This is a genomic window from Natrononativus amylolyticus (assembly GCF_024362525.1).
Lineage (GTDB): Archaea > Halobacteriota > Halobacteria > Halobacteriales > Natrialbaceae > Natrononativus > Natrononativus amylolyticus.
On sequence record NZ_CP101459.1, the window covers coordinates 78015 to 98265 of the forward strand.

The following is a 20251-nucleotide window of genomic DNA, read 5'->3' on the forward strand; positions in this document are numbered from 1 at the left end:
GTCTGCGTCTGTGGTGTCTGCGTCGGGTGCCGACGGGTCGGCGGGACCATCCGGCCGACCGCGATCGGCGTCGCTACTCGGGGTGAGATGAGGCGGCGGCGGGGCGGCCCCAGTCCTCGTCCGTCGTGGCGCGGCCGCGTCCGCTCCCGGGCCGGCCGGCCGGCGGCCCCCGGACATCCTCGCCCGCAGCGGCCGCGACGCCGTCACGCCGCGGGTCGCCGCCGACCACGGGCTCGCCGGCGCGACCCGGGACGGGCTTTCGGGCGTACGTCTGGACCGCGCCGCGGTCGGTCCAGGAGCCGGACATCGGCCAGCCGCGGTCCTCGAGTTCGGCGAGTACGTCCTCGGAGACGCCGTCCTCCCAGGAGGTGCCGTCGACCCGCGGGTGGGCGATGGCCTCGGCGACGGACATTCCGTGGTCGATGACGTTGGTCAGGACGTTCAGCGGCGCCATCGTCGTCGCGCCGGGTGAGCCGACCGTCAGGATCGGCTCGTGGCCGTCGAAGACGAACGTGGGGCTCATGTTGCTCCACGGCCGTTTGTCCGATTCGACCTCGTCGATGGCGCCCGGACCGCCGTAGTACGACCCGGTGACGTTCAGCATGAAGCCGTAGCCGGGGACCATTTTGCCGCCGACCCAGCCGACGCCGAGCGTCGACGTGCTCGCGAGGACATTGCCGTGGCGGTCAGCCACCGTGAAGTGGTTGGTCCCGGAGAGCGCCTCCAGTGCCTCTGCGTCGTCGTCCTCCGCGTCGCCGTCAGACTCCGGTGGGTCGTTCGCCGGGTCGATCGGGTCGGCGGGCTCGCCGGGATCCCCGGTGCTGTGGCCCGCCGTGCGGTAGGCGTCGCCGACCTGGTACTCCCACGGATCCTGCTCCTCGATGCTCGTGACCTCGTCGAGCGAGATCGTGTCGACCTTGTCGTCGATGAACTCCTCGGTGAGCGCGCCCTGCCACGGCCGGTCGACGAACTCGGGATCGGCGAAGTAGCGCTGGGCCTCGTAGTCGGCGTGGCGCAGCGCCTCGTTCTGCAGGTGGTAGCGATCCGCGGAGCCCGGGCCCATCTCGCCGAAGTCGAACCGCTCGAGGATTTTGAGCGCGCCCGCAACGGACTGGGCACCCATCTGGTTCGGGTTCAGAGCGATCCGGTGGCCGCGGTACGTGATCCAGGTCGGCGCCTCCACCGTGGCGTAGTAGCGCGCGAAGTCGCCCGCCGTAACGACGCCGCCGAGGTCCTGGATGTACTCCGCCGCGGCCTCGGCGATCGGGCCCTGGTAGAACGCCTCGGAGCCGCCCGCCGCGATCAGCTCCAGCGCGTCGGCCTTGTCTTCCTGGACGAGCAGGTCGCCCGGCTGGTAGGGTTCGCCGTTCTCGTCGAGGTAGACCTCGCGGGCGTTCTCGCCGAGGGTGTCCTGCGTCTGGTGGATCCGGAGCGAGAGTTCGCGGTCGACCTCGTGGCCGTTCCGCGCAAGGTCGATCGCCGGCCCGGCGAGGTCGTCGAAATACCGGGTGCCCCAGCGTTTGAGGGCGACGTCCCAGCCCCTGACGACCCCGGGGACGCCGGCCGCCAGCCCGCGGTCGTAGACATTACTTGTCTGCAGGAGCTCAGGGTGGGCGTGCCTCGAGGCACGTGTCTGCTGGTCGAGGAAGTAGGTGTGCTCGTCCTCGGCGTCATAGTACATGACGTAGCCCCCAGCGCCGAGACCCGTGCTATCGGGTTCCGTAACCGAGAGGACCATGTGCAACGCCACGGCGGCGTCAACAGCGTTACCGCCGTCCTCGAGGACCTCCGCTGCGACCCGCGTTGCGTGCGCGTTCGACGTCGCCACGACGCCCTCCGACGACTGGGCGACTGAGACGTCCTCCGGTCCGTCGGGGATCGTTCGGCCGAGGTCGTCCGTATCCGCCGCCACCGACCCAGCTCCTAGGTTCGCGAGTGCGACGCCGGCCCCGACGGCCGACGCGCCCTTCAAGAATGATCGTCGTTCCATTTTGATCTGACACTCGACATCGAGTGACATTCACATGCACGCAAATATCACCAATAACAGCACGTTATCCGGCGCGCCTTGTCACATTACCAAAAGCTATATGTTTCAATTATCACAATAACTAGTTTGAATCGGACTGTGTCAAACGTCACGTCCGAACCGACCGCCGACGGGCAGATCACCTTCGACCACGTCGTTGCGACCAGCGACCGGGCACACCTCGTCTACGGGACGATGACCCCCGACGCCCGGGCGACGCTCGACGCCCTGGCAGACCAGGCTGCCGACCTGGATTCGATGACGGTGATCTCCGAAGCCGACGACAGGGTGCGGTTTGAGGCACGGTTCGCCGAACTCCCCCTTCGCTCCGCCGTGGCCTCACGGGGCGGCTCCGTCGAGGAGGTTCGACTCGAAGACGGCGATCTTCATCTGCAGTTCCATCTCCCGCCGAGCGTCGACGTACCTGCGCTCACTGAGACGGTCCACGCCACGTATCCGACCGTCCAGTTTCTCGCCAAGCGCCAGGTCCCACGCCCCCGGGACTCGGTAACACAGCTGCGACAATCGCTCTATGAGGACCTCACCGACCGCCAGCGGGCGGTCCTCGAAGCCGCCTACCACCGGGGCTACTTCGAGTGGCCGCGAGACGCCTCCGGCGAGGAGCTCGCCGACTCGCTGGGGATCGCCCCAGCGACGTTCGCCCAGCACCTTCGGAAGGCCGAACAGGTCGTGGTAGACTCGCTTCTCTCTTCCTCTCTGCCAGCCTAACGGTCGCTGGGTCGCCCCGGGGGAGGGTCCGCTCGAGCAGCGACTCGTTCCGAAGACAGAGCACGCTCCGGAAGTCGTCGACTGATCGCTGATCGATACTGAGTCCCCTCGTCACTGCTCACCAAGATTGCCGAGTGGTTACCTGGTGTATTCAGGACGGTTTAACTCGTCAAGGCCATCGAGGTACGCTGCGTGCCAGTTCGTGAGCACCCCTCTGGCGACTAACTTCGTGTGATGGACGGTGAAGCACGAAGGTTCGACGTCGTTTGGATGGTTTGCTTCGTTCGTTGTCGGATTCCTCCCACGGCTTCAGCCGTGGGCCTCCTCCTTGCAGTTCTGTGAATCACCTCGAGGTCAAGCCTCGGGGTGATTCACTATCCCAACGTGAGAATTCTCGCGCTTCAGTGCGGGGAGGATGTCACTCATCTGGGTGTACGCGAACGTGTTTTATCGATACCGGCAATTTCGGTTACAGCTCCTCGTCAACCGGAGGTTCGAGTCGATCTAAGCCTCGTTTTGATGTACCGGTCGACGATAGGAATTGACAATGATGGCATGTGTATACGATTAATAGAACCGAAGGCTATGTCCGAGAAGTACAAAATCGAACTGTTACCGGATGCGAAGACGTGCTACAGGTACCTTCAGGTCGGGTTCAGTATCATCGTCCTTACCTTCCTGGTTGGACTGCTGGTGCTCGCGGTTCCGAACCTGATCCCGGTGTACGAGGTGATCGTGATGCTCACGCTGTTCGTCGGACTCGGGCTGCTGCTGTACGGCGTCGGGACGCATCTACACATCATGCACTTAAATATGCTCGAAATGAGGGAAGAAGACGGAAGCCACGAATGAGATACGTGTGGCGGCTAACCGGGGATGAACGGCCTGAATCCTTCGAAACGGCGAAAGTAGGTGACCGAGGATGAGACTCGATCGCTGGCCAACGAAGACGGCGCGTCGGTTACTGAAGCTGAGCCTCGGGTATCGCATCGCAGTGTACGTCGTCATCGTAGCGGTCATCATGAGCGTCTACACGGCCTTTTACTGGTACGGAATGGCCGTGTACGAGGGCCGCAACCTCTCTCTCGCTGCTGCCCTCCAGACAGTCGCCCAGTCGTTGACGACGACGGGATACGGGCAGGACGCACCGTGGGAAACGACGATCATGAACCTGTTCACGATTCTGATGCAGTTCACCGGTATCTTGCTCCTCTTTCTCCTCCTGCCACTATTCGTCGTGCCCTGGTTCAGTCAGTTTCTCCAGCAACGGCGGTTCGATACCGTCGAGCCACTCGACAATCACGTCGTCATCGCCGGACATACGCCGCTCGTCCACACGTTCATCACGGAAATCGAGTCACATACTCATCCACACCCCTACATAATCATCGAGACGGACCAAGACCGGGCAGCAGAACTTCGCGACCTCGGTCATACCGTGTTACACGGAGATCCAGAATCCGAATCCGACCTCCGGAAAGCCTCGGTCGAGAAGGCACAGGCAGCGGTCGTCGCTGGCGACGATCAGTTGACACTGAACGCTGCACTCGCGGTCCACGACGTGGCTCCGATGGTCCCGATAACCGCAACGCTTGAAGACGCGAGACTTCGGCAGTATCTGCACTCGGCTGGCGTCGAGTACGTCGTACAGCCACGACAGGTCATCGGGCAAGCGCTCGCCACACACTATGCGATGAGTGGGGGACTGCCGACCGATCAAATCGTTATCCTCGGTCACGGAACGGTCGGCAGTACCGTTCGGTCTGCGTTGGAAACCTGGGGTGCGGATCCGACCGTCGTAGACATTGACGAGGACGAACGAGTGGACGTCGTCGGCGACGCAACCACTATGAAGACACTTCAAGAGGCGGGCGTCGGAAACGCAGACGCAGTCATCATTTCACTCCCAAAAGACCGACAAGCACTGTACGCAACACTCCTTGCCCGCGAGCTGAATTCGACAGTCGATATTTTTGTGCGAGTGACAGAGAGCGAAGCAGTTGGCCGAGTCAAACGAGCAGACGCTGACTACGTACTTGAGTTATCGGCTATCTCTGGACAGATGGTCGCTGCTGCTGTCCTCGACGAACCCGTTCGCGGTACCGACAGTGATATCCTGTTCACTCGTCTGAGCGACCCGGACGGAGAACTCTCAGCGCTCGACATCGACCGCGTCATCGGTGTCACTCGAAATGAGGAGTTGTACCTCGCACCGGATCCCGGTTTCGAACTCCAGCAAAATGACCTCCTTATCTACGTAAGAGAGTGACACATCCAGCCGCTATCGATTCCGGCAGTTTGGTAACGAGTCACTATTTCGCCGTGGAATCCGGCGCTTGTCGGCTTGTGACACAAAGATATCGTCGAAAACGACCGGAGAGAGGATAGGTAAAGCGGTGGTATGACGTTTTGATCGGCGGTGAACTCCTCGTGACACTGTTTCAAACCATGCCTGTCGAAGATCCGGTAACGATTTTCGCGTTGGCGATGGTTATCTTTCTCGTCGCACCACTCCTCTTGGAACGCCATCGATTGCCCGGCATTATCGGAATCATCCTCGTTGGGGCTGCGATCGGTCCGAACGCAGCTGGTATTATCGAGCGAGGGGATGCGATTGTTCTCCTCGGAGAGGTCGGACTGATCTATCTGATGTTTCTCGCCGGTGTCGAGATCGATCTCAACAGGTTTTTTGACCACATCGACCAGAGCATCGTCTTCGGCGTTCTCGCATTTCTGATTCCACAAGGAGTCGGTACCGTTTTCGGAATGTGGGCGTTCGGATTCTCGTTGCCGACGGCGTTATTGTTCGCAGCGATCTTCGCTTCGCATACGCTGCTCGCATATCCCGTTGCCCGTCAATTAGGGATCGTCGGCAATGACGCCGTCACGGCAACCATCGGCGGCACCGTGCTCACGAACGTACTCGCACTGCTCGTTCTCGTCATCGTCGTCGCTTCGACGGAAGCTCCCCTCGATTGGCTGTTTTGGGTGGAACTCGGGCTTGGAATCACGCTGCTCTTCACCGGGATCTGGTATATCGTTCCGTGGCTCGGTCGCCGGTTCTTTCGGAGCCTTGCCGAAGAGAGTTACTTCGAGTTCCTCTTCGTCATGACCGCCCTCTTCGGTTCAGCAGTTTTCGCGGAGGTAGCCGGAATCGAACCCATCATCGGAGCGCTCGTGGCAGGACTGGCGCTCAACCGGCTCATCCCCGATCGAGGACCATTGATGAATCGCATTCAGTTCGTCGGCAATGCGCTGTTCATCCCGTTCTTTCTCCTCTCGATAGGGTTGCTCGTCGATGTAACCGCGATCGTTGGTGGCCGCGAGTCGCTGCTGCTCGCTGGGGCACTGATCGGGCTCACACTCGTCACGAAGTTCGTCGCGTCCTGGCTTACTGGCCTGCTATACGCGTATGATCACGACCAGATCGGAAGCATGTTCGGGCTCTCGGTCGGACAGGCCGAAGCGTTAGCGATCGTGCTCATCGCGTTCGAGGCTGGTATTCCTGGATTCAATACGGATCTGATCAATGGCGCAGTGGTGATGATTCTCGTCGTGAGTCTGGTCAGTCCGATCATCGTGGAGAAATACGGGCGAGCAGTCGTGATGAAAGAGCGGCGAGGGAAACGCGAGCCAGCCGACGTTCGCCAACGGATCCTCATTCCGTTTACTCCGGTCCCCGAGCACCACGAGGAGCTGATGAGGTATCACGAATCGCTGCTCGATCTAGCGTTATCTATTCGGGAGGAGCAATCCACCGAACCGTTACACACACTGGCGGTCGTTCACCCGGGACCGAAAACGGAGCAAAAGGTTGTGACCGCCGATGCGGCAATCGCACATACGGAAGAGTATGCTGCCGGCGCAGAGGTGCCGGTAACGTTTCACACGCGTGTTGATCACAACATCGCCTCCGGGATCACTCGTGCAGCTGTTGAAAACCGAATCACGACGATTCTTCTCGATTGGGACGGGATGCGACTCTACAGACAACCGCTCTTCAGTCAGACTACGCGGCAGGTTCTCGCATGGACTGACCAACTCGTTCTCGTCTCCCGAATCAGGGAACCGCTCAACACCGTCTCCCGAATCGTCGTCGTCCTTCCACCCGAACTGTCGCAGAACCCAAACTTCTACGAGGTCGGACAAACGATCGAGCGGATCGCGGCGGGTACTAGCGCGCCGATACGAGCACTCGTCGTCGAGGAGTCTGGGGATCGTTCCGAGCAACTGTTCGGAGAACTCGAATCGAACACGTCTATTGAGAGCGAATACGTCGATGACTGGGATCGATTGATTCGGGTTCTTTCCGAAGACGTGACGGCGGGGGATCTCGTGGTGTGTCCGAGTGCTCGCCGAAACACCATCGGATGGCGACCGGAACTCCAGGAACTGCCCGAACGCGTCTCAACGCTCACGCCGGGCGACTTCGTCGTAATCTATCCGTCGGTCGGTAGGAGTACCGACGAGCAGCCGCAACTGTCTATGGAATAAAGACGCTCGAATTACCGAGAATGTGAGAGTGTAAGTACTCCAGAATCTCGGACCTCTGGTGAGAGTAACAACTGTAGCGATCGCAATCGTAGAGTAGTGTATGAGCCTTTTCGAAGTAGGTCTCCCACTAATCATTCTATTTGTCGTATTTGGACTGACTGTCGGTATCCTCTTTGGGTTCTTCGGAATGGGTGGAAGTTTCTTCGTCACCCCTGCGCTTCTCGTTCTCGGGCATTCCGCCCCGACTGCCGTTGGAACTGGGCTCGCGTTCGTCTTCTGGACCTCACTCACTGCGACGATTACGCATCGCAGCCTCGACCACATCGATTATCGACTCGGTTTCCTGTTGATTCTCGGAATGACGGTCGGCATCGAGATCGGGAAACGAGGATTACTGCTGCTGGCGGACGTCGGACTCGCGGATCTCGTCGTCAGTCTCCTCTACGTCGTACTCCTCGCATCAATCGGCATGTTCGTTATCCGAGACGGACGACACCCCGCGATCGAAGACGAGAGTTCTGTCGAGAACCCGTCGTCTCTCTCCGCACACCTCGAACGAGTCACCATCCCACCAACGGTCACCTTTCACAATGGCATTACCCTCTCCGTGTGGGTGGTGCTTCCGATCGCGTCGGTAATCGGAAGTCTGTCCGGATTCCTTGGAGTCGGTGGCGGATTCTTGATGGTCCCCGCGCTCATGTACGGCTTGGCGATGCCGGGAGCCGTCGCCGTCGGTACGGATATCTTTCAAATCACCATCTCCAGTGCGTACGGGACGTTCGTCTACGGACAGCGGGGAGCGATTCATTTCGCCATGCTGGTTCCGTTGCTCGTTGGCAGTACCGTCGGAACTCGTATCGGTGCTGTGCTCACCGACTATCTCGACGACACGGAACTCAGGACGACCTTCGGCGTTATGCTACTGATCGGAAGTATCTCTGTGGCGAGCAAGACTATCAGCCATACATACGACATAGAACTGCTGCATACGCTTAGTTTGACGCTCCTCCTTGGCGGTGCGCTGCTGATGAGCGTAATCATCCTCTACCTCGGAGTGCAAAATATACGCGAAGAACGATCTGGTTTGTTTTGATCGCCCGCCTGGCCGTTCCAGAGCATATCGCTACCCCGGAGGATCGGTTAGTACCTGCTACTGGTAGTGGACATTCATACCGAAAGGCAACCCATTAATTATAAAGTTAGAGTGCTTTCCGGAGACAATCGTGCTACTTGATCTCCTGATGTGGGAATTTAGAGTACAATAAAGCACTCTGCCGACCTAGCTTAGATTGGGGAGATTCCGGATGGACCCCTCAGGTGAATCATGGCAACGACAACCGCTTCCCAGACCGACGCTGCGTTCGTGGATCATCTCAACGTACCGGCGTTAGCGTTCGCAGGAGCGATCATGGCGGCAGCAGTCATGCTATTGCTCGGAATACTCGCTAACGTCGGTCTATACGAAGGAGCGGCCGCAATGATGATGGAATGGCACATGTTCTTCTCGCTCACGTTCAGTGGGATCATCACTGGTATGGTGGAGGCAGCAATCATTACGTTCGTGGTCCTGTACGTCTTCTCGTGGATATACAACACCATTGCCGCGAGATCCACCGTCAGCGAATGAGCAACAGATGCTCACTATATTTTAAAGATACCTCGTAATCAGAGGATTGACATCCTCCTCGCCGTGAACAGAGAGGAAGCAAAGCGGCGCAGCGATCACCGGTAACACGTTCCAACGATCCCCTCGCCGTGAACAGAGAGGAAGCAAAGCTTCCTCGAGCAGTCGGGCGTCGCTCGACGACGACGAGGATTCCGTGCGCGTGGCGTCGAACCCGCTGATTCGGGCCACCGAAGGCAACTTCCCAACCGCGGTGGTCGGTCCCGGTTTGTGCGTGATACGTCGGGCCTCGAAGAGGCGTGGTATGCATGGATATCCGCTTGTACCGCACAGGCCGTGCCATCGACCCGACTCGAACTCGCGTTCGAGTCTCGCGTCGGGGAGGCTCGCGTTTGTGATGTCGTCAGAAATCATCGATTTCTGACTGCTTGCCGGATTACATCCGGCAATGACGGGGAAACGCCAACCCACCCCCACTGTTCCCGAGCGAGTCACTCCAGAAAACGAGGCCAGCGAGCCTGAGCCTTGCGGTTGTAGCACGGAGCGTACGCGATTCACGCCCGGCGTGAACGCCGGGACTCTCTCGCTGACTAAAGGTAGACGAGTCAGGAGTGCCCCGAGTGTGACGAGATCGGTCGACGTGAAAACATTCTGGCGTGTTTATGCGGGTTCGAGGGGCACACTGACCCCGTCGCATCGGAATCGTCCCTGAGACGACAGAACAACAGAGAGAGTCGATGGCACGGCCCGTATACCTCAAGTGGAACAAACACAGTCGGCGGGACACCATCTCCCACCCTCCCCCGTGGAGCCCACGGTCAACGAGGCGTACACAAGCCAGAGTACCACCGCACGCGGTTGGAATGCCGCTCTCGAGGTCGCTCGAAACGGCGAGCCGTCTCGTGATGACCAGAGAGCTCTACTCTCTCGAACCAACTCAGAAGGCTGAGACTCCCACGAAAGGAATCCCATGACTTCAGTCGTGGGTGAATGTCATGTTTCCTACCGTGTGGGATTCAGGGACTAGCTAACATACTTGGACAGCGTACCTCAGAGTATGGCAACCGATGATTCACTGGTTCGGACGATCCTGATCGTCATCGCCGCGGTCCTGCTTCTGCCGTTCCTCATGATGGTAGTGATGATACCAATGATGGGCGTGTGGGGATGGGGGCACATGTGGGACGGTAGTATGTGGAACGGAACGGGAGCCACGTGGATGTGGCTTCTCATGTCAGTGGTACCTTTGCTCGTGATTCTCGGGATTGGGTACCTCCTGTACAGTTCGATTCGCCAGTCCAGTACTCACCAAAGTGACGCCGCAGTCGACGAGTTGCGGTCGGCCTATGCTCGTGGTGACATTTCGGCTGAAGAGTTCGAGGAACGCCGCAAGCGCCTCCAACGCGGGATATGAATTCGAGAACGTTTTGCTCGACTGTCTACGCACCTCGAGCGAGCTTCTCTGGAACTGTCTCACTGATCGACTCTCGAACTCGAGCATTTTGCCCCACGGGTCACTCTACGCAGTTACACCGAGAATGCGCAACGGCGAACTCGACAGCGTACGAGTGAACCTCCTCAGCTAGATTATTCATCCCGATTGCCAGATCCCGACCGGACCGATCAATATCGTAATAAATCTGGGCGCGGTGCTCCGATCGGAACGCATCAATCCGGGCAGCCACACCCGTATCAGAGAATACCCCGCGACTCTCGATGTCCTCGAACACTTGCTCATGCTTTCGGAAATCAGACGATTCAGCGGCAGTCTGATCGACCAAGTAAAACTGGAACGACCGTTCGATCGCGTTGAACGACAACTCGACAATACTGACGTAGTTATTCGTCCCGCTGCGTAACTGCCGGCACGTTCCGAGCATCGCACACGCTTTCCCCAGTTGTACGTCAGCATCCGTTTGCTGCCACGACAACGAATCCTGAACCGGGCCAGTCTCCTCGTCGGCTAACAACGACTCAACGTGTTCGACAGCGTCGACAACGGCTTCAAGTCCCATCCGATAACACCTCCTGTTTCACCGCGTCGAGAACCGGGGCGTCGTGAAGCGTAATCCCGTCCACGAGTACGTCACGGATCCGGTCGTGCGTCACTGCTGAGTCGCGCGTCTCGACCACGATGTGCGGTTCGAATCGATCGCCATTGAACTGTTCCGACGCGATATCGTCCTCGATGCCATGAGCCGCTCGTTGCGCCGCCATCCGGCCATCATCGACGACGACGAAGACGTCGATATCGCTGGCCCGGTCGGCGTCGCCGCGGGCGACACTCCCGAACAACACGATCGCTGCATGATCACCGAGACGATCGATAAGCCGGTTCCGAACAGTTTGCACTGGGTCGTGGAACTCAGGTTGCGGAACTGTGGTAACCGGCTCGTCACTGTGAACGAATCGCTCCGGGTTGATCTTGACGGCATTTGCCCTGCCGTTGCGATCAACGCGAACGATTCCGAGGGCCTCGAGGGAGAGAACAGCGGCGTTGACGTTCGACATTCCTCGTTCTGTCAATCGGTGGAGCTCACGGTTCGAGAAGGCCGTGTCTGGATTCTCAGCGAGGATATGGAGAATATCAGCCGCTGCGCGATGCCGGAACGCCTCGCGGTCACCGAGCGGAACCGGGAGGCAAACGTACGTTCCCTCGCATCCGTTCGATGGGTGAACGGTTTTGTGGTTCATGAACTGTTATACGGTTCAGTCGGTGGTAAGTGTTCCGCACATGAGCACCACTTCCAGACAGGGACAAACGGCCCCAACGCCCGGAGGTGGGACCCCACCACTTTAATTCCTCCATGTAAGGGCAATGGTTACTACATCTTTAGACACCTCATGCATATACGAGACTAACTCCTTGTTGACTGACTCCTGACTGAAGTGACTACTCCCACGACTGAAGTTGTGGGCTTTCTCCTCGAATGTCTGTAAACGCACCGACGGTAGATATCCGACTCCACCACTGACGGCGGTTGGTTGACCGGGCCTCCCGCTCGACCCGCGCCTGAAGACGCGGGTATGCGCTAACAAGTCCTATCAGGCGGGGCTACGTATCGCCCTCCATGAACACTCGGTACCGGTTCGCGCTGGCGGGCAGTTTCGTCGCGCTGTCGGCGATCGTGAGCGTGATTGCAGCACCTGCACTTCCCGATCAGGTCGTTTCGAACTGGAACGCCGCTGGTGAGCCGAGCGGGACTCTGTCCAAACCCCTCGCACTCGGGCTCGTTCCCGTGGTAACTGCGGGCTTGCTCGGCGTATTCGCCGTTATTCCTCGAATTGACCCACTTCGGGCGAACATCGACGAATTTCGTCCCTATTATGACTGGTTCGTCGTCATCTTCACAGCGTATCTGTTCCTCATTCACGCCGGCATTATCGCATTCAATCTCGGCTACGAATTCGACTTCGTCTACCTGATCCTGTTCGGAGGAGCTGGGCTCTTTTATTACTGCGGAGTCGTGCTCACACACGCCAAGCGAAATTGGTTCGTCGGTATCCGGACGCCGTGGACGCTCAGTAATGAGGAAGTCTGGAATCGAACGCACGCTCTCGGTGGGAAACTGTTCAAACTCACAGCGATACTCGCGGTAGTCGGACTCCTGTTCGGCGAATACGCACTGTACTTCTTCCTCGTACCGGCAGTAGCTACTGCCGTCACCACTGTCGTCTATTCGTACTATCTGTACGGACGATTTGAACGGACTGAGCCCTCTTCGCCGGATTTAGAGTACTAGGTCTGTGCTCGGTTGGTGACCGAGAGGTCCACGAGCCGGGACGCGACTCCGTCCTCGAGGTAGCCGACCGCTGCGCTCCAGTGGGAATATCGCTCTCGGGGACTCAGACGACTGTGACGCCCACGAGAGGAATCCCACGACTGAAGTCGTGGGTGGATGTCAATTAGTACATAGTGGTGCAATTTTATTGCAGATGGGGAGAGGTTTCGAGATTGTATCGGATCAAATGTTCGTGCGGTTCGTAGTCAAGAACACCCATCTCGGCCATGAGAGGTAGATGGATGTGATGAAGGCTGACAGCCATGCGGTTGACGGCATCCTCGGTAACCGGGACACTCCCGTCTTCACGGGCGACGATCTGCGTCGCTAACTCTGTAAGCTCAATCGGGGCAGCGTTCCCATCGAGGATATCGAGTGTCAATCTGCGCCGTTCTGATGCAAGCAGTCTGTGTTGATCACTCGTGGACAGTTCAGCGGTGTTCGACATTCCGGCCATAAGTTCGTTCGAGGACTGTTCCATAGTACTGGACCGTAAGAGTCGTCGCTCTCTCGTAAGGGTATACTAGAACTGATTAGGCGCATTCGTCGGGATACGACTAATCACTGATCTCTGATCAACGTGACGTTCTCTCGGTATTGAGACTACATGCAATTCCGCCGGCGGAATTTTAATGAGTCGTGGTCCCGGTATCCAACCAATGAAATCTGGATCGTTGAGCCCGAATCTTCGAGAAACACTCGACGTTTTTGACGGCTCGGGTGAGCCTCTAACGACACTTGAGGTGGCCGAACACCTCGACGTTGGTCGTCGGAGTACGTACGCCCGTTTGGAACGACTCATCGAGGAGGGGCGGCTCGAAACGAAAAAGGTGGGTGCAAGTGCTCGGGTGTGGTGGCAGCCACCAGCGTATTCATGCCCCACATCGGCGAGTGCAAAGCGACCGGAACAGGGCAGTCCTCAAGCCAGTGACCAATTTGAAGCACTGCTCTATGCAGTCGAAGAGTACGCAATTTTCACCCTCGATGCCGAAGGAACCATACAGACCTGGAACGCCGGCGCCGAACGGATCAAGGGAGATGAATCCGAGGAAATCATCGGCAAACACGTATCCACGTTTTACACCAGCGAGGATCGGGAGCAAGGGGTTCCGGAGCAGAACCTTCAGGCTGCCGCAGAGAACGGCTCAACTGAGAAAGAGGGCTGGCGCGTCCGAGCGGATGGTTCGCGGTTCTGGGCGATGGTCACCATCACCCCCATCCGAAGTGGAACAGGGGAACTCGAGGGGTTCGTGAAGGTCACGCGCGACATGACAGACCGGCGGGAGTATGAACGCCGACTTGAACGGCAAGCCGCTCGACTCGAACGCCAAAACGAGGCTCTCGAACACGAACTCGATACCGTATTCGAGCGAATTACCGATGGGTTCTACGCGCTCGATGAGGATCTTCGGTTCGAGTACGTCAACGACTCCGCCCACGAACTGCTGGGACTACATGAGCCATCGGTCGGTGCGGACATCCGTGACGAGGTTCTCCTCACAGAACCGTTCGAGAAAGCGCTATACGAGGCGCTCGAAAGCCAGACCCCGGTCGAGCTTGAAGATTACTACGATCCGGCTGGCGGGTGGTATTACAACGCCATTTACCCATCAGAATCCGGGCTCTCGGTATACTTCCGAAACATCACCGAAACCAAGCGACGCGAACAAGAACTCGAACGGTACGTCACTATCCTCGACGCTATCGGCGAACCCGCATACGAACTCGATGACAACGGGCAGATCGTTTTCGTCAACGAGGCCCTTGCCGAGTACTCGGGGTACGAAGAATCCGAACTACTCGGCCAGCACGTTTCAATGGTGATGGGAGAGGAGGCGATTACAGAGGTGAAGTCCCGTATCGAAGCCCTCCTCAAAGACGAGGACAAGAGAAACGCAAAGGTCGAATTCGATTTGATGCCGAAGCTAGGTGGATCAATTCCGGTCGAAACCCGTTTTTCGTTGTTGACCGACGACGAGGGACGTAGCCGTGGCTCAGCTGGAATGGTATGGGACATATCCGAGCGTAAGGAACGCGAGCAAAACCTCGAAACCCAGGTTCGCATGCAGGAAACCATCGCTGAACTCGGACAGCGGGCACTCGAAGACGTTGAACTTGACCGGCTACTGGCCGATGCGTCAGAGGCGGTGGCCGGCACACTCGACAATGAGTACTGTAAGGTGCTGGACCTGGACTCAGAGTCCGACAAACTCCTGCTCCGACAGGGAGTCGGGTGGGACGACGGTCTCGTCGGTACGGCAACCATCTCGGCAGTTGAGGCTAATTCCCAGGCAGCGTACACGCTGGCAACCGAAGAGCCAGTCGTCGTGGAAGACCTTGCAACCGAATCGCGGTTCAACGGTCCCGACTTGCTCACCAACCATGGCGTCACAAGTGGTATCAGCGTGGCAATCGGCTCTCCAAACGATCCGTGGGGAATCCTGGGTACTCACGACGCCGAGTCAAAGGAGTTCACCGAACACGACATCTCCTTCGTTCAATCGGTCGCAAACATCCTTGCGACGGCTGTCGCTCGAAACGCGTATGAACAGGAACTCGTCTACCAATACGAGTCCCTCGCCGCCCTTAACGACCTCAATTCCATTGTAAGCGACATCACCGACAGAGTCATCGAGAAGTCAACACGCAAGGAAATCGAGCAGGCTGTCTGTGATGCACTAGCGGCAGCCGACGCGTACGAATTTGCGTGGGTTGCTGATGTTGACTCGACCTCCGAAACCTTCGAGCCGAGAACAACCGCGGGAACTCGCGGATACGTCGACGAGGTAACCGTTTCACTGACTCCGAACAAGCCGGGGAGTGAGGGCCCCGGCGCAAAAGCCATCCGTGAACAGGAGACGCAAGTCGTACAGGACGTCTTCACGGACCCAACTGTCGAACCGTTTCGAGACGCCGCCACAAAGTACGGATTCAGCGCGGTGGCATCGATTCCGATCGTTCACGAGGGGACTGTGTATGGGGTTCTCGCAGTATACGCTGATCGACAAAACGCATTCGATTCCGAAGAGCGGGACGTCATCAGTCAACTTGGGGAAGTAGTAGGCCACGCAATCGCTGCCGCCGAACGGAAACAAGCGCTGATGAGCGATGAACTGATCGAACTCGAGTTCCAGATCCGAGACGTCTTTGAGGCTTTCGACACCTCGGAAGAGGTGGATGGAACCATCACAATCGACAATACGATTCCGGTTGCTAACGACGGGTTCCTCGTGTACGGCACCGCGACTCAGAACGCTCTCGACGCGTTAACCGATCTCGTTGAGACGACCGCCCAGTGGGAAAGTATTACCGTCCGGGGAGAGGAGGACCCAATCCCATTCGAACTCCACGTAACGGATCCACCGGTTCTCTCGACGCTCGATATCATCGGCGGCTATGTCGATACCGCCGTCATCGAAGACGGCGACCTCCGGATGATAATACATCTCGCACCCAGTGTCGAAGTCCGCCGTCTTTTGGATACTATTGAGGAGGCATATCCACAGTCCGAACTGCTTCGCCGCCAGCAGATCACCCGGTCCCGTAACGATCCCCAGCGCATCCAGCGTCGCCTCCTAACGGACCTCACTGACCAACAACGCACTGTCCTGACCGCCTCATACCATGCAGGCTTCTTCAAGTGGCCGCGTGAGGCGACTGGCGAGGAAGTTGCCGAGTCGCTGGGCGTGGCCCCAGCAACCTTCCACCAACACCTCCGGAAGGCTGAGCGGAAAGTGTTCGACTTACTGTTTTCCGATGTGGCCGTATAGTCGTCATATTTAGTCGTGCGGAGGACGTCAAGAGCTCCAATCAGCTACTGTTAAGTAGTGGGTGTGCGGCATGTACTCCAATGCGAGAGCTTGTCACGATGTGGCGGGATACGCGGATGATCATGCTCGTCGCGGTCGTCGCGGCGGTGTACGTTGCACTGTTGATTCCCTTCGCCGGGTTCGTCATCATCCCCGGCATCACTGCCGTCCGGCCAGGGAACGTGATTCCGGTAATCTTCGGGCTCATGTTCGGCCCGGCGGCCGCGTGGGGATCGGCTATCGGTAACCTGATCAACGACATCTTCGCAGGACAGTTCGGCCCCGGCAGCGCGTTCGGGTTCGTCGGGAATTTCTTCTTCGGCCTCCTCGGCTACAAGCTCTGGGGGAACCTCGGCCCGCTCTCGAGCGGCGTCGAACCCGACTTCCGCGAGCGGCCCGTCCGCCAGTTCGTCGAGTTCGCCTTGGTCGCCGTCGCCGCCTCCGCGGTATGTGCGGCAATCATCGCCTGGGGGCTCGAACTGCTGGGGCTGTTCCCCTTCTCGGTGCTCGGGACGATCATCTTCCTGAACAACACGATCGCCGCACTCATCCTCGGACCGCCGCTTTTGTACCTGACCTACCCGCGAATCAAGTCGATGGGGCTGCTGTATCCTGATCTCCTCCACGCCGATGATCTGCCGGAGACAGGGGCGACGCGCGCTCAGACCGCCGCCGTCGGCCTCCTGTTGGTCGCAATCGCCTGGGTGGTCGTCGGGATCGCCGTCTCGCTGGGCCTTCAGGACGTCCCGTTCGCTGCCGATCAGGCCGAAACCCTTGGTGAAGGCGGGGCGACCCTCCAGATCATCCTCGGCGCGATCGCGTTCCTGATCGTGCTTGGGCTGACGGCAATCTCGGGCGAACGGCTCTCGAAGCTGCTCGGCTAACCCGGGTCACTTTAGTCAGTGACCCACCCTGTAGCTGATAGTATGGACATCGACTCTGACGCGACGGCGGCCACGCTCCGGGAGGTGGTCTTCGCGTACGACCGGGAGTTCGACCTTCCGCCCCCCGAGTCGTTCACCGACGACGCGGCCTACGACCCCGATGAGCGGGGTGGGGCGATCCTGCGGGGGCTCGACCTCGAGGTCGCCGCGGGGACGTTCACAGTCGTGATGGGCGCCAGCGGCGGGGGGAAATCGACACTGTTGCGGACGTTCAATGCGATCATCCCCAACTTCATCACCGGCTCCTTCGCCGGCGACGTCGAAGTGCTCGGCCGGGACGCAACCGCCGCACGCGTCCCCGAGATGGCCGCCGACGTCGGCATGGTGCTTCAGGACTACGAGGCACAACTGTTCGGGACGAGCGTCGATAGCGAACTCGCCTTCGGCCCCGAGAACCTCGCGGTCCCACCCGAAGAAATCGGCCCGCGGACCGCCCATGCCCTCGAGGCCGTCGGTCTCGAGGAGCTCGATCGCCGACGGCCGCCGGACGCGCTCTCCGGCGGGCAGAAACAGCGTCTCGTCTTCGCGGGCGTCGTCGCCAACCAGCCCGAGTTACTCTTACTCGACGAGCCGACGAGCGACCTCGACCCGGCCGGAAGCCACGACACCCTGGAGGTGATCCGCTCTCTCGCCGCCCACGACGGGAGGAGTGGGCCGGGTGGGTGGGAGGGCCCGGAGACGATCGTCATGGTTACCCATGAGATCGAGGAAGCGCTACTGGCCGATCACGTCGTGCTGTTGCGGGCTGGCCGGGTGTTCCGGCAGGGACCTGCCCGGGAGGTGTTCACCGACTCCGAAGCGCTGCGCACCGCCCGCGTCGCCGTCCCCCCGGTTGTCGACGTATTCGACCGCCTCGGCTGGCCCCGTGAGGAACGCCCGCTGTTCGTCGACGAGGCAGTCCCCGCGGTCGCCGACAGCGACCTCGAGTGGACGCCCCCCGCGAGGGAAGGAGACACCCCGATCGGCGCCCCTGCCGGAACCGGGATCGATCCCGGCGACGTCGTCTTCGACCTCAAGGGGGTCGTCCACGAGTACGAGACCGACCGCGAGACGATCCGCGCGGTCGACGACGTCGACCTCACGATCCACGACGGAGAGGTCGTCGCGATCGTCGGCCACAACGGCAGCGGAAAGACGACGCTCGCGAAGCACCTCAACGGACTGCTCACCCCTGATGCGGGCAGCGCGCGTTGGCGGGGCCAAGAGGTCGGTGACCGCACGATGAGCGAGATCGGGCGATCGATCGGCTACGTCTTCCAGAATCCGGATCACCAGATCTTCGCCGACACCGTCGCCGACGAGGTTGCCTTCGGCCCCGAGAACTTCGGGATGGCCGGCGAGGAACTCGAGGCTGCCGTCTCCGAGGCGCTCGAAACGGTCGAACTCGACGGGCTCGAGGAGGCGGATCCGTTTACCCTCTCGAAGGGCCAGCGCCAGCGGGTCGCCCTGGCGTCGATCCTGGCGACCGATCCCGAGGTGATCGTCTTCGACGAGCCGACGACCGGCCTCGATGCGACCCAACGCGCGAGATTCATGGATCTCGTTGCCCGGCTCAACCGCGAGCAGGGGCTCACTGTCGTAATGGTTACCCACAGTATGCACACCGTCGCGCGCTACGCGCCCCGGACGGTCGTGATGGCCGACGGAGAAAAGGTGTTCGACGGCGCGACGCGGGAACTGTTCGCCGACGAGTCGCTGCTCGGCCGCTGGGAACTCGAGCCGCCCCAGCCGGTCGCCCTTTCGAACCGACTGGCCCGCCAGAGCGGCCAGTCGGACGCTCTCCCCGCCCTCTCGGTCGCCGAAGTCGTCGAGGCACTCGGAGGAACGGACACGCCCAGCGAGGAGACAGACGAGCCGCGGGGGGCCAGACGGTCCGAACCACCGCTTGGTGAGGGTCTCGGGGGTGAGGAGTCGTGAGCGCCTCACCGTCGCTGTACGTCGACCGGGAGACGGTCCTCCACCGGCTCAACGCCCGCTCGAAGCTCGCGCTCATCACGGGCGTGTTCGTGGCGGCGTACGTCTTCGGCGACCCGCGCTGGGTGTTCGTCCCGCTTGCGGCGACGTTTCTCGCACTCGTGGCCGTCGGTGGCTGGCCGAACTTCAAGCGACTGTCGTTCATCGTCGTCGCACTCTTCCTGATCGGCTTCGCCGTCTGGCCGGCGTTCACCCACGGGGGTGGTGCAACGCTCCTCGAGACGCCTTTGGGCACCCTCACCGAACGAGAGGTGCTGTTCGCGCTCGGGCGCTCCGAGCGGATCGCCGCGTTCATCGTCGGCGGCCTGCTGTTCGTCACCACCACCTCCAACGAGGAGATCGTCGCCGGAATGCGCTCGCTCGGCCTGCCCTACGCGTTCTGTTTCGCCGTCGGCACCGCGCTGCGGCTGTTCCCGACGTTCCTGGGGTCTGCCAACACGGTCCGACAGGCTCAGGCCGCCCGCGGCCACGAACCCGGCGGACGCAACCCCGTCACCCTGCTGCGGAGTTACATCCCGCTCATGATTCCCGTGTTCATGACCGCGATTCGGAACGTCCAGACCCAGGCGATGGCCCTCGAGGCCCGCGGGTTCGACACGCGGGGCGAGCGCTCGTTCTACAACGAACAGCCGTTCACGGCGGCCGACTGGGCGACAGCCGGGTTCGGTGTCGCGCTCGCAGTCGGTTCGGTCGCGCTTCGCCTTCAGGGGTACGGGACGGTCTAGGCCCGCTCGCCGCCGGACCGGGTTGACGTCGCCGCCTACGCGAACGTGCCTACCGAGAGGACGAGCCCCGCGAAGTACACCCCCTCGGGCGCAGGGAGAACCGGTGCGAACCCGACTCCGGGGATCACCGCGACCACACCA

The 20251-nt window shown here is 60.0% G+C and carries 16 protein-coding genes and 1 pseudogene; 12 read left to right on the top strand and 5 right to left on the bottom strand.

What is annotated here, in order from left to right; translation table 11 throughout:
• Positions 1 to 73: 73 nt before the first annotated feature.
• Together NMQ11_RS15825 and NMQ11_RS20225 are read right to left on the bottom strand one after the other, a co-directional pair.
• On the bottom strand, positions 74 to 1912 hold the full coding sequence (locus NMQ11_RS15825; protein WP_255171320.1) for a gamma-glutamyltransferase family protein: 1839 nt from the start codon (positions 1910 to 1912) through the stop codon (positions 74 to 76).
• Positions 1913 to 1933: 21 nt separating this feature from the next.
• Positions 1934 to 2020 (bottom strand): annotated as a pseudogene (locus tag NMQ11_RS20225) (twin-arginine translocation signal domain-containing protein); the annotation flags it as partial.
• Between the two features lie 108 nt (positions 2021 to 2128).
• Here NMQ11_RS20225 and NMQ11_RS15830 point away from each other — a divergent pair.
• From NMQ11_RS15830 to NMQ11_RS15860, 7 genes are all read left to right on the top strand, one after another.
• Entirely contained in the window at positions 2129 to 2758 is a 630-nt protein-coding gene (locus NMQ11_RS15830; RefSeq protein WP_255171321.1) for a helix-turn-helix domain-containing protein, read from the top strand.
• A 585-nt stretch (positions 2759 to 3343) separates the two neighbouring features.
• Positions 3344 to 3610 carry a hypothetical protein gene (locus NMQ11_RS15835; protein ID WP_255171322.1) on the top strand — a complete coding sequence of 89 codons (267 nt, stop codon included), beginning with the start codon at positions 3344 to 3346 and terminating at the stop codon, positions 3608 to 3610.
• 70 nt (positions 3611 to 3680) lie between these two features.
• A complete protein-coding gene (locus tag NMQ11_RS15840; RefSeq protein WP_255171323.1) occupies positions 3681 to 5027 on the top strand; it encodes a potassium channel family protein in 1347 nt (448 codons plus the stop codon).
• A 161-nt stretch (positions 5028 to 5188) separates the two neighbouring features.
• On the top strand, positions 5189 to 7252 hold the full coding sequence (locus NMQ11_RS15845; protein ID WP_255171324.1) for a cation:proton antiporter: 2064 nt from the start codon (positions 5189 to 5191) through the stop codon (positions 7250 to 7252).
• A 100-nt stretch (positions 7253 to 7352) separates the two neighbouring features.
• Positions 7353 to 8345 (top strand): sulfite exporter TauE/SafE family protein, encoded by a 993-nt coding sequence (locus NMQ11_RS15850; protein WP_255171325.1) that lies wholly within the window; start codon positions 7353 to 7355, stop codon positions 8343 to 8345.
• A gap of 231 nt (positions 8346 to 8576) precedes the next feature.
• A complete protein-coding gene (locus NMQ11_RS15855; RefSeq protein WP_255171326.1) occupies positions 8577 to 8879 on the top strand; it encodes a hypothetical protein in 303 nt (100 codons plus the stop codon).
• A 1054-nt stretch (positions 8880 to 9933) separates the two neighbouring features.
• Positions 9934 to 10290, top strand: coding sequence for an SHOCT domain-containing protein (locus NMQ11_RS15860; RefSeq protein ID WP_255171327.1), 357 nt, complete (start codon positions 9934 to 9936; stop codon positions 10288 to 10290).
• Between the two features lie 100 nt (positions 10291 to 10390).
• Here the strand turns inward: NMQ11_RS15860 and NMQ11_RS15865 are convergent, their stop codons facing one another.
• Both NMQ11_RS15865 and NMQ11_RS15870 read right to left on the bottom strand, forming a co-directional pair.
• Positions 10391 to 10891, bottom strand: a complete 501-nt coding sequence (locus NMQ11_RS15865; RefSeq protein ID WP_255171328.1) for a DUF8154 family protein — start codon at positions 10889 to 10891, stop codon at positions 10391 to 10393.
• On the bottom strand, positions 10881 to 11570 hold the full coding sequence (locus NMQ11_RS15870) for a nucleotidyltransferase domain-containing protein (RefSeq protein WP_255171329.1): 690 nt from the start codon (positions 11568 to 11570) through the stop codon (positions 10881 to 10883). The genes NMQ11_RS15865 and NMQ11_RS15870 overlap by 11 nt, the downstream gene beginning before the upstream one ends.
• A 377-nt stretch (positions 11571 to 11947) precedes the next feature.
• Between NMQ11_RS15870 and NMQ11_RS15875 the strand changes: the two genes are divergently transcribed.
• Complete coding sequence (locus NMQ11_RS15875; protein ID WP_255171330.1) at positions 11948 to 12619, top strand: SdpI family protein; 672 nt, start codon at positions 11948 to 11950, stop codon at positions 12617 to 12619.
• Between the two features lie 184 nt (positions 12620 to 12803).
• On the opposite strand, the gene NMQ11_RS15880 is transcribed toward NMQ11_RS15875, so the two are convergent.
• Positions 12804 to 13139, bottom strand: a complete 336-nt coding sequence (locus NMQ11_RS15880) for a DUF7344 domain-containing protein (RefSeq protein WP_255171331.1) — start codon at positions 13137 to 13139, stop codon at positions 12804 to 12806.
• 178 nt (positions 13140 to 13317) lie between these two features.
• Between NMQ11_RS15880 and NMQ11_RS15885 the strand changes: the two genes are divergently transcribed.
• The 4 genes from NMQ11_RS15885 to NMQ11_RS15900 all read left to right on the top strand — a co-directional run bounded on the left by NMQ11_RS15885 (position 13318) and on the right by NMQ11_RS15900 (position 20110).
• Entirely contained in the window at positions 13318 to 16428 is a 3111-nt protein-coding gene (locus NMQ11_RS15885; protein WP_255171332.1) for a PAS domain S-box protein, read from the top strand.
• Positions 16429 to 16508: 80 nt separating this feature from the next.
• Positions 16509 to 17351, top strand: a complete 843-nt coding sequence (locus NMQ11_RS15890) for a QueT transporter family protein (RefSeq protein WP_255171333.1) — start codon at positions 16509 to 16511, stop codon at positions 17349 to 17351.
• Positions 17352 to 17393: 42 nt separating this feature from the next.
• A complete protein-coding gene (locus NMQ11_RS15895; protein WP_255171334.1) occupies positions 17394 to 19328 on the top strand; it encodes an ABC transporter ATP-binding protein in 1935 nt (644 codons plus the stop codon).
• Positions 19325 to 20110: an energy-coupling factor transporter transmembrane component T family protein gene (locus tag NMQ11_RS15900; RefSeq protein WP_255171335.1), complete on the top strand. Its 786-nt coding sequence runs from the start codon at positions 19325 to 19327 to the stop codon at positions 20108 to 20110. Before NMQ11_RS15895 ends, NMQ11_RS15900 begins: the two co-directional genes overlap by 4 nt.
• The last annotated feature ends 141 nt before the right edge of the window (positions 20111 to 20251 follow it).

Excerpts from the sequence above, each read along its gene's own strand:
- NMQ11_RS15870 (WP_255171329.1), bottom strand. The coding sequence starts at position 11,570 with ATGAACCACAAAACCGTTCACCCATCGAACGGATGCGAGGGAACGTAC.
- NMQ11_RS15865 (WP_255171328.1), bottom strand. The coding sequence starts at position 10,891 with ATGGGACTTGAAGCCGTTGTCGACGCTGTCGAACACGTTGAGTCGTTG.
- NMQ11_RS15895 (WP_255171334.1), top strand. The coding sequence starts at position 17,394 with ATGGACATCGACTCTGACGCGACGGCGGCCACGCTCCGGGAGGTGGTC.
- NMQ11_RS15835 (WP_255171322.1), top strand. The coding sequence starts at position 3,344 with ATGTCCGAGAAGTACAAAATCGAACTGTTACCGGATGCGAAGACGTGC.
- NMQ11_RS15840 (WP_255171323.1), top strand. The coding sequence starts at position 3,681 with ATGAGACTCGATCGCTGGCCAACGAAGACGGCGCGTCGGTTACTGAAG.
- NMQ11_RS15890 (WP_255171333.1), top strand. The coding sequence starts at position 16,509 with ATGCGAGAGCTTGTCACGATGTGGCGGGATACGCGGATGATCATGCTC.
- NMQ11_RS15885 (WP_255171332.1), top strand. The coding sequence starts at position 13,318 with ATGAAATCTGGATCGTTGAGCCCGAATCTTCGAGAAACACTCGACGTT.
- NMQ11_RS15850 (WP_255171325.1), top strand. The coding sequence starts at position 7,353 with ATGAGCCTTTTCGAAGTAGGTCTCCCACTAATCATTCTATTTGTCGTA.
- NMQ11_RS15855 (WP_255171326.1), top strand. The coding sequence starts at position 8,577 with ATGGCAACGACAACCGCTTCCCAGACCGACGCTGCGTTCGTGGATCAT.
- NMQ11_RS15860 (WP_255171327.1), top strand. The coding sequence starts at position 9,934 with ATGGCAACCGATGATTCACTGGTTCGGACGATCCTGATCGTCATCGCC.
- NMQ11_RS15875 (WP_255171330.1), top strand. The coding sequence starts at position 11,948 with ATGAACACTCGGTACCGGTTCGCGCTGGCGGGCAGTTTCGTCGCGCTG.
- NMQ11_RS15880 (WP_255171331.1), bottom strand. The coding sequence starts at position 13,139 with ATGGAACAGTCCTCGAACGAACTTATGGCCGGAATGTCGAACACCGCT.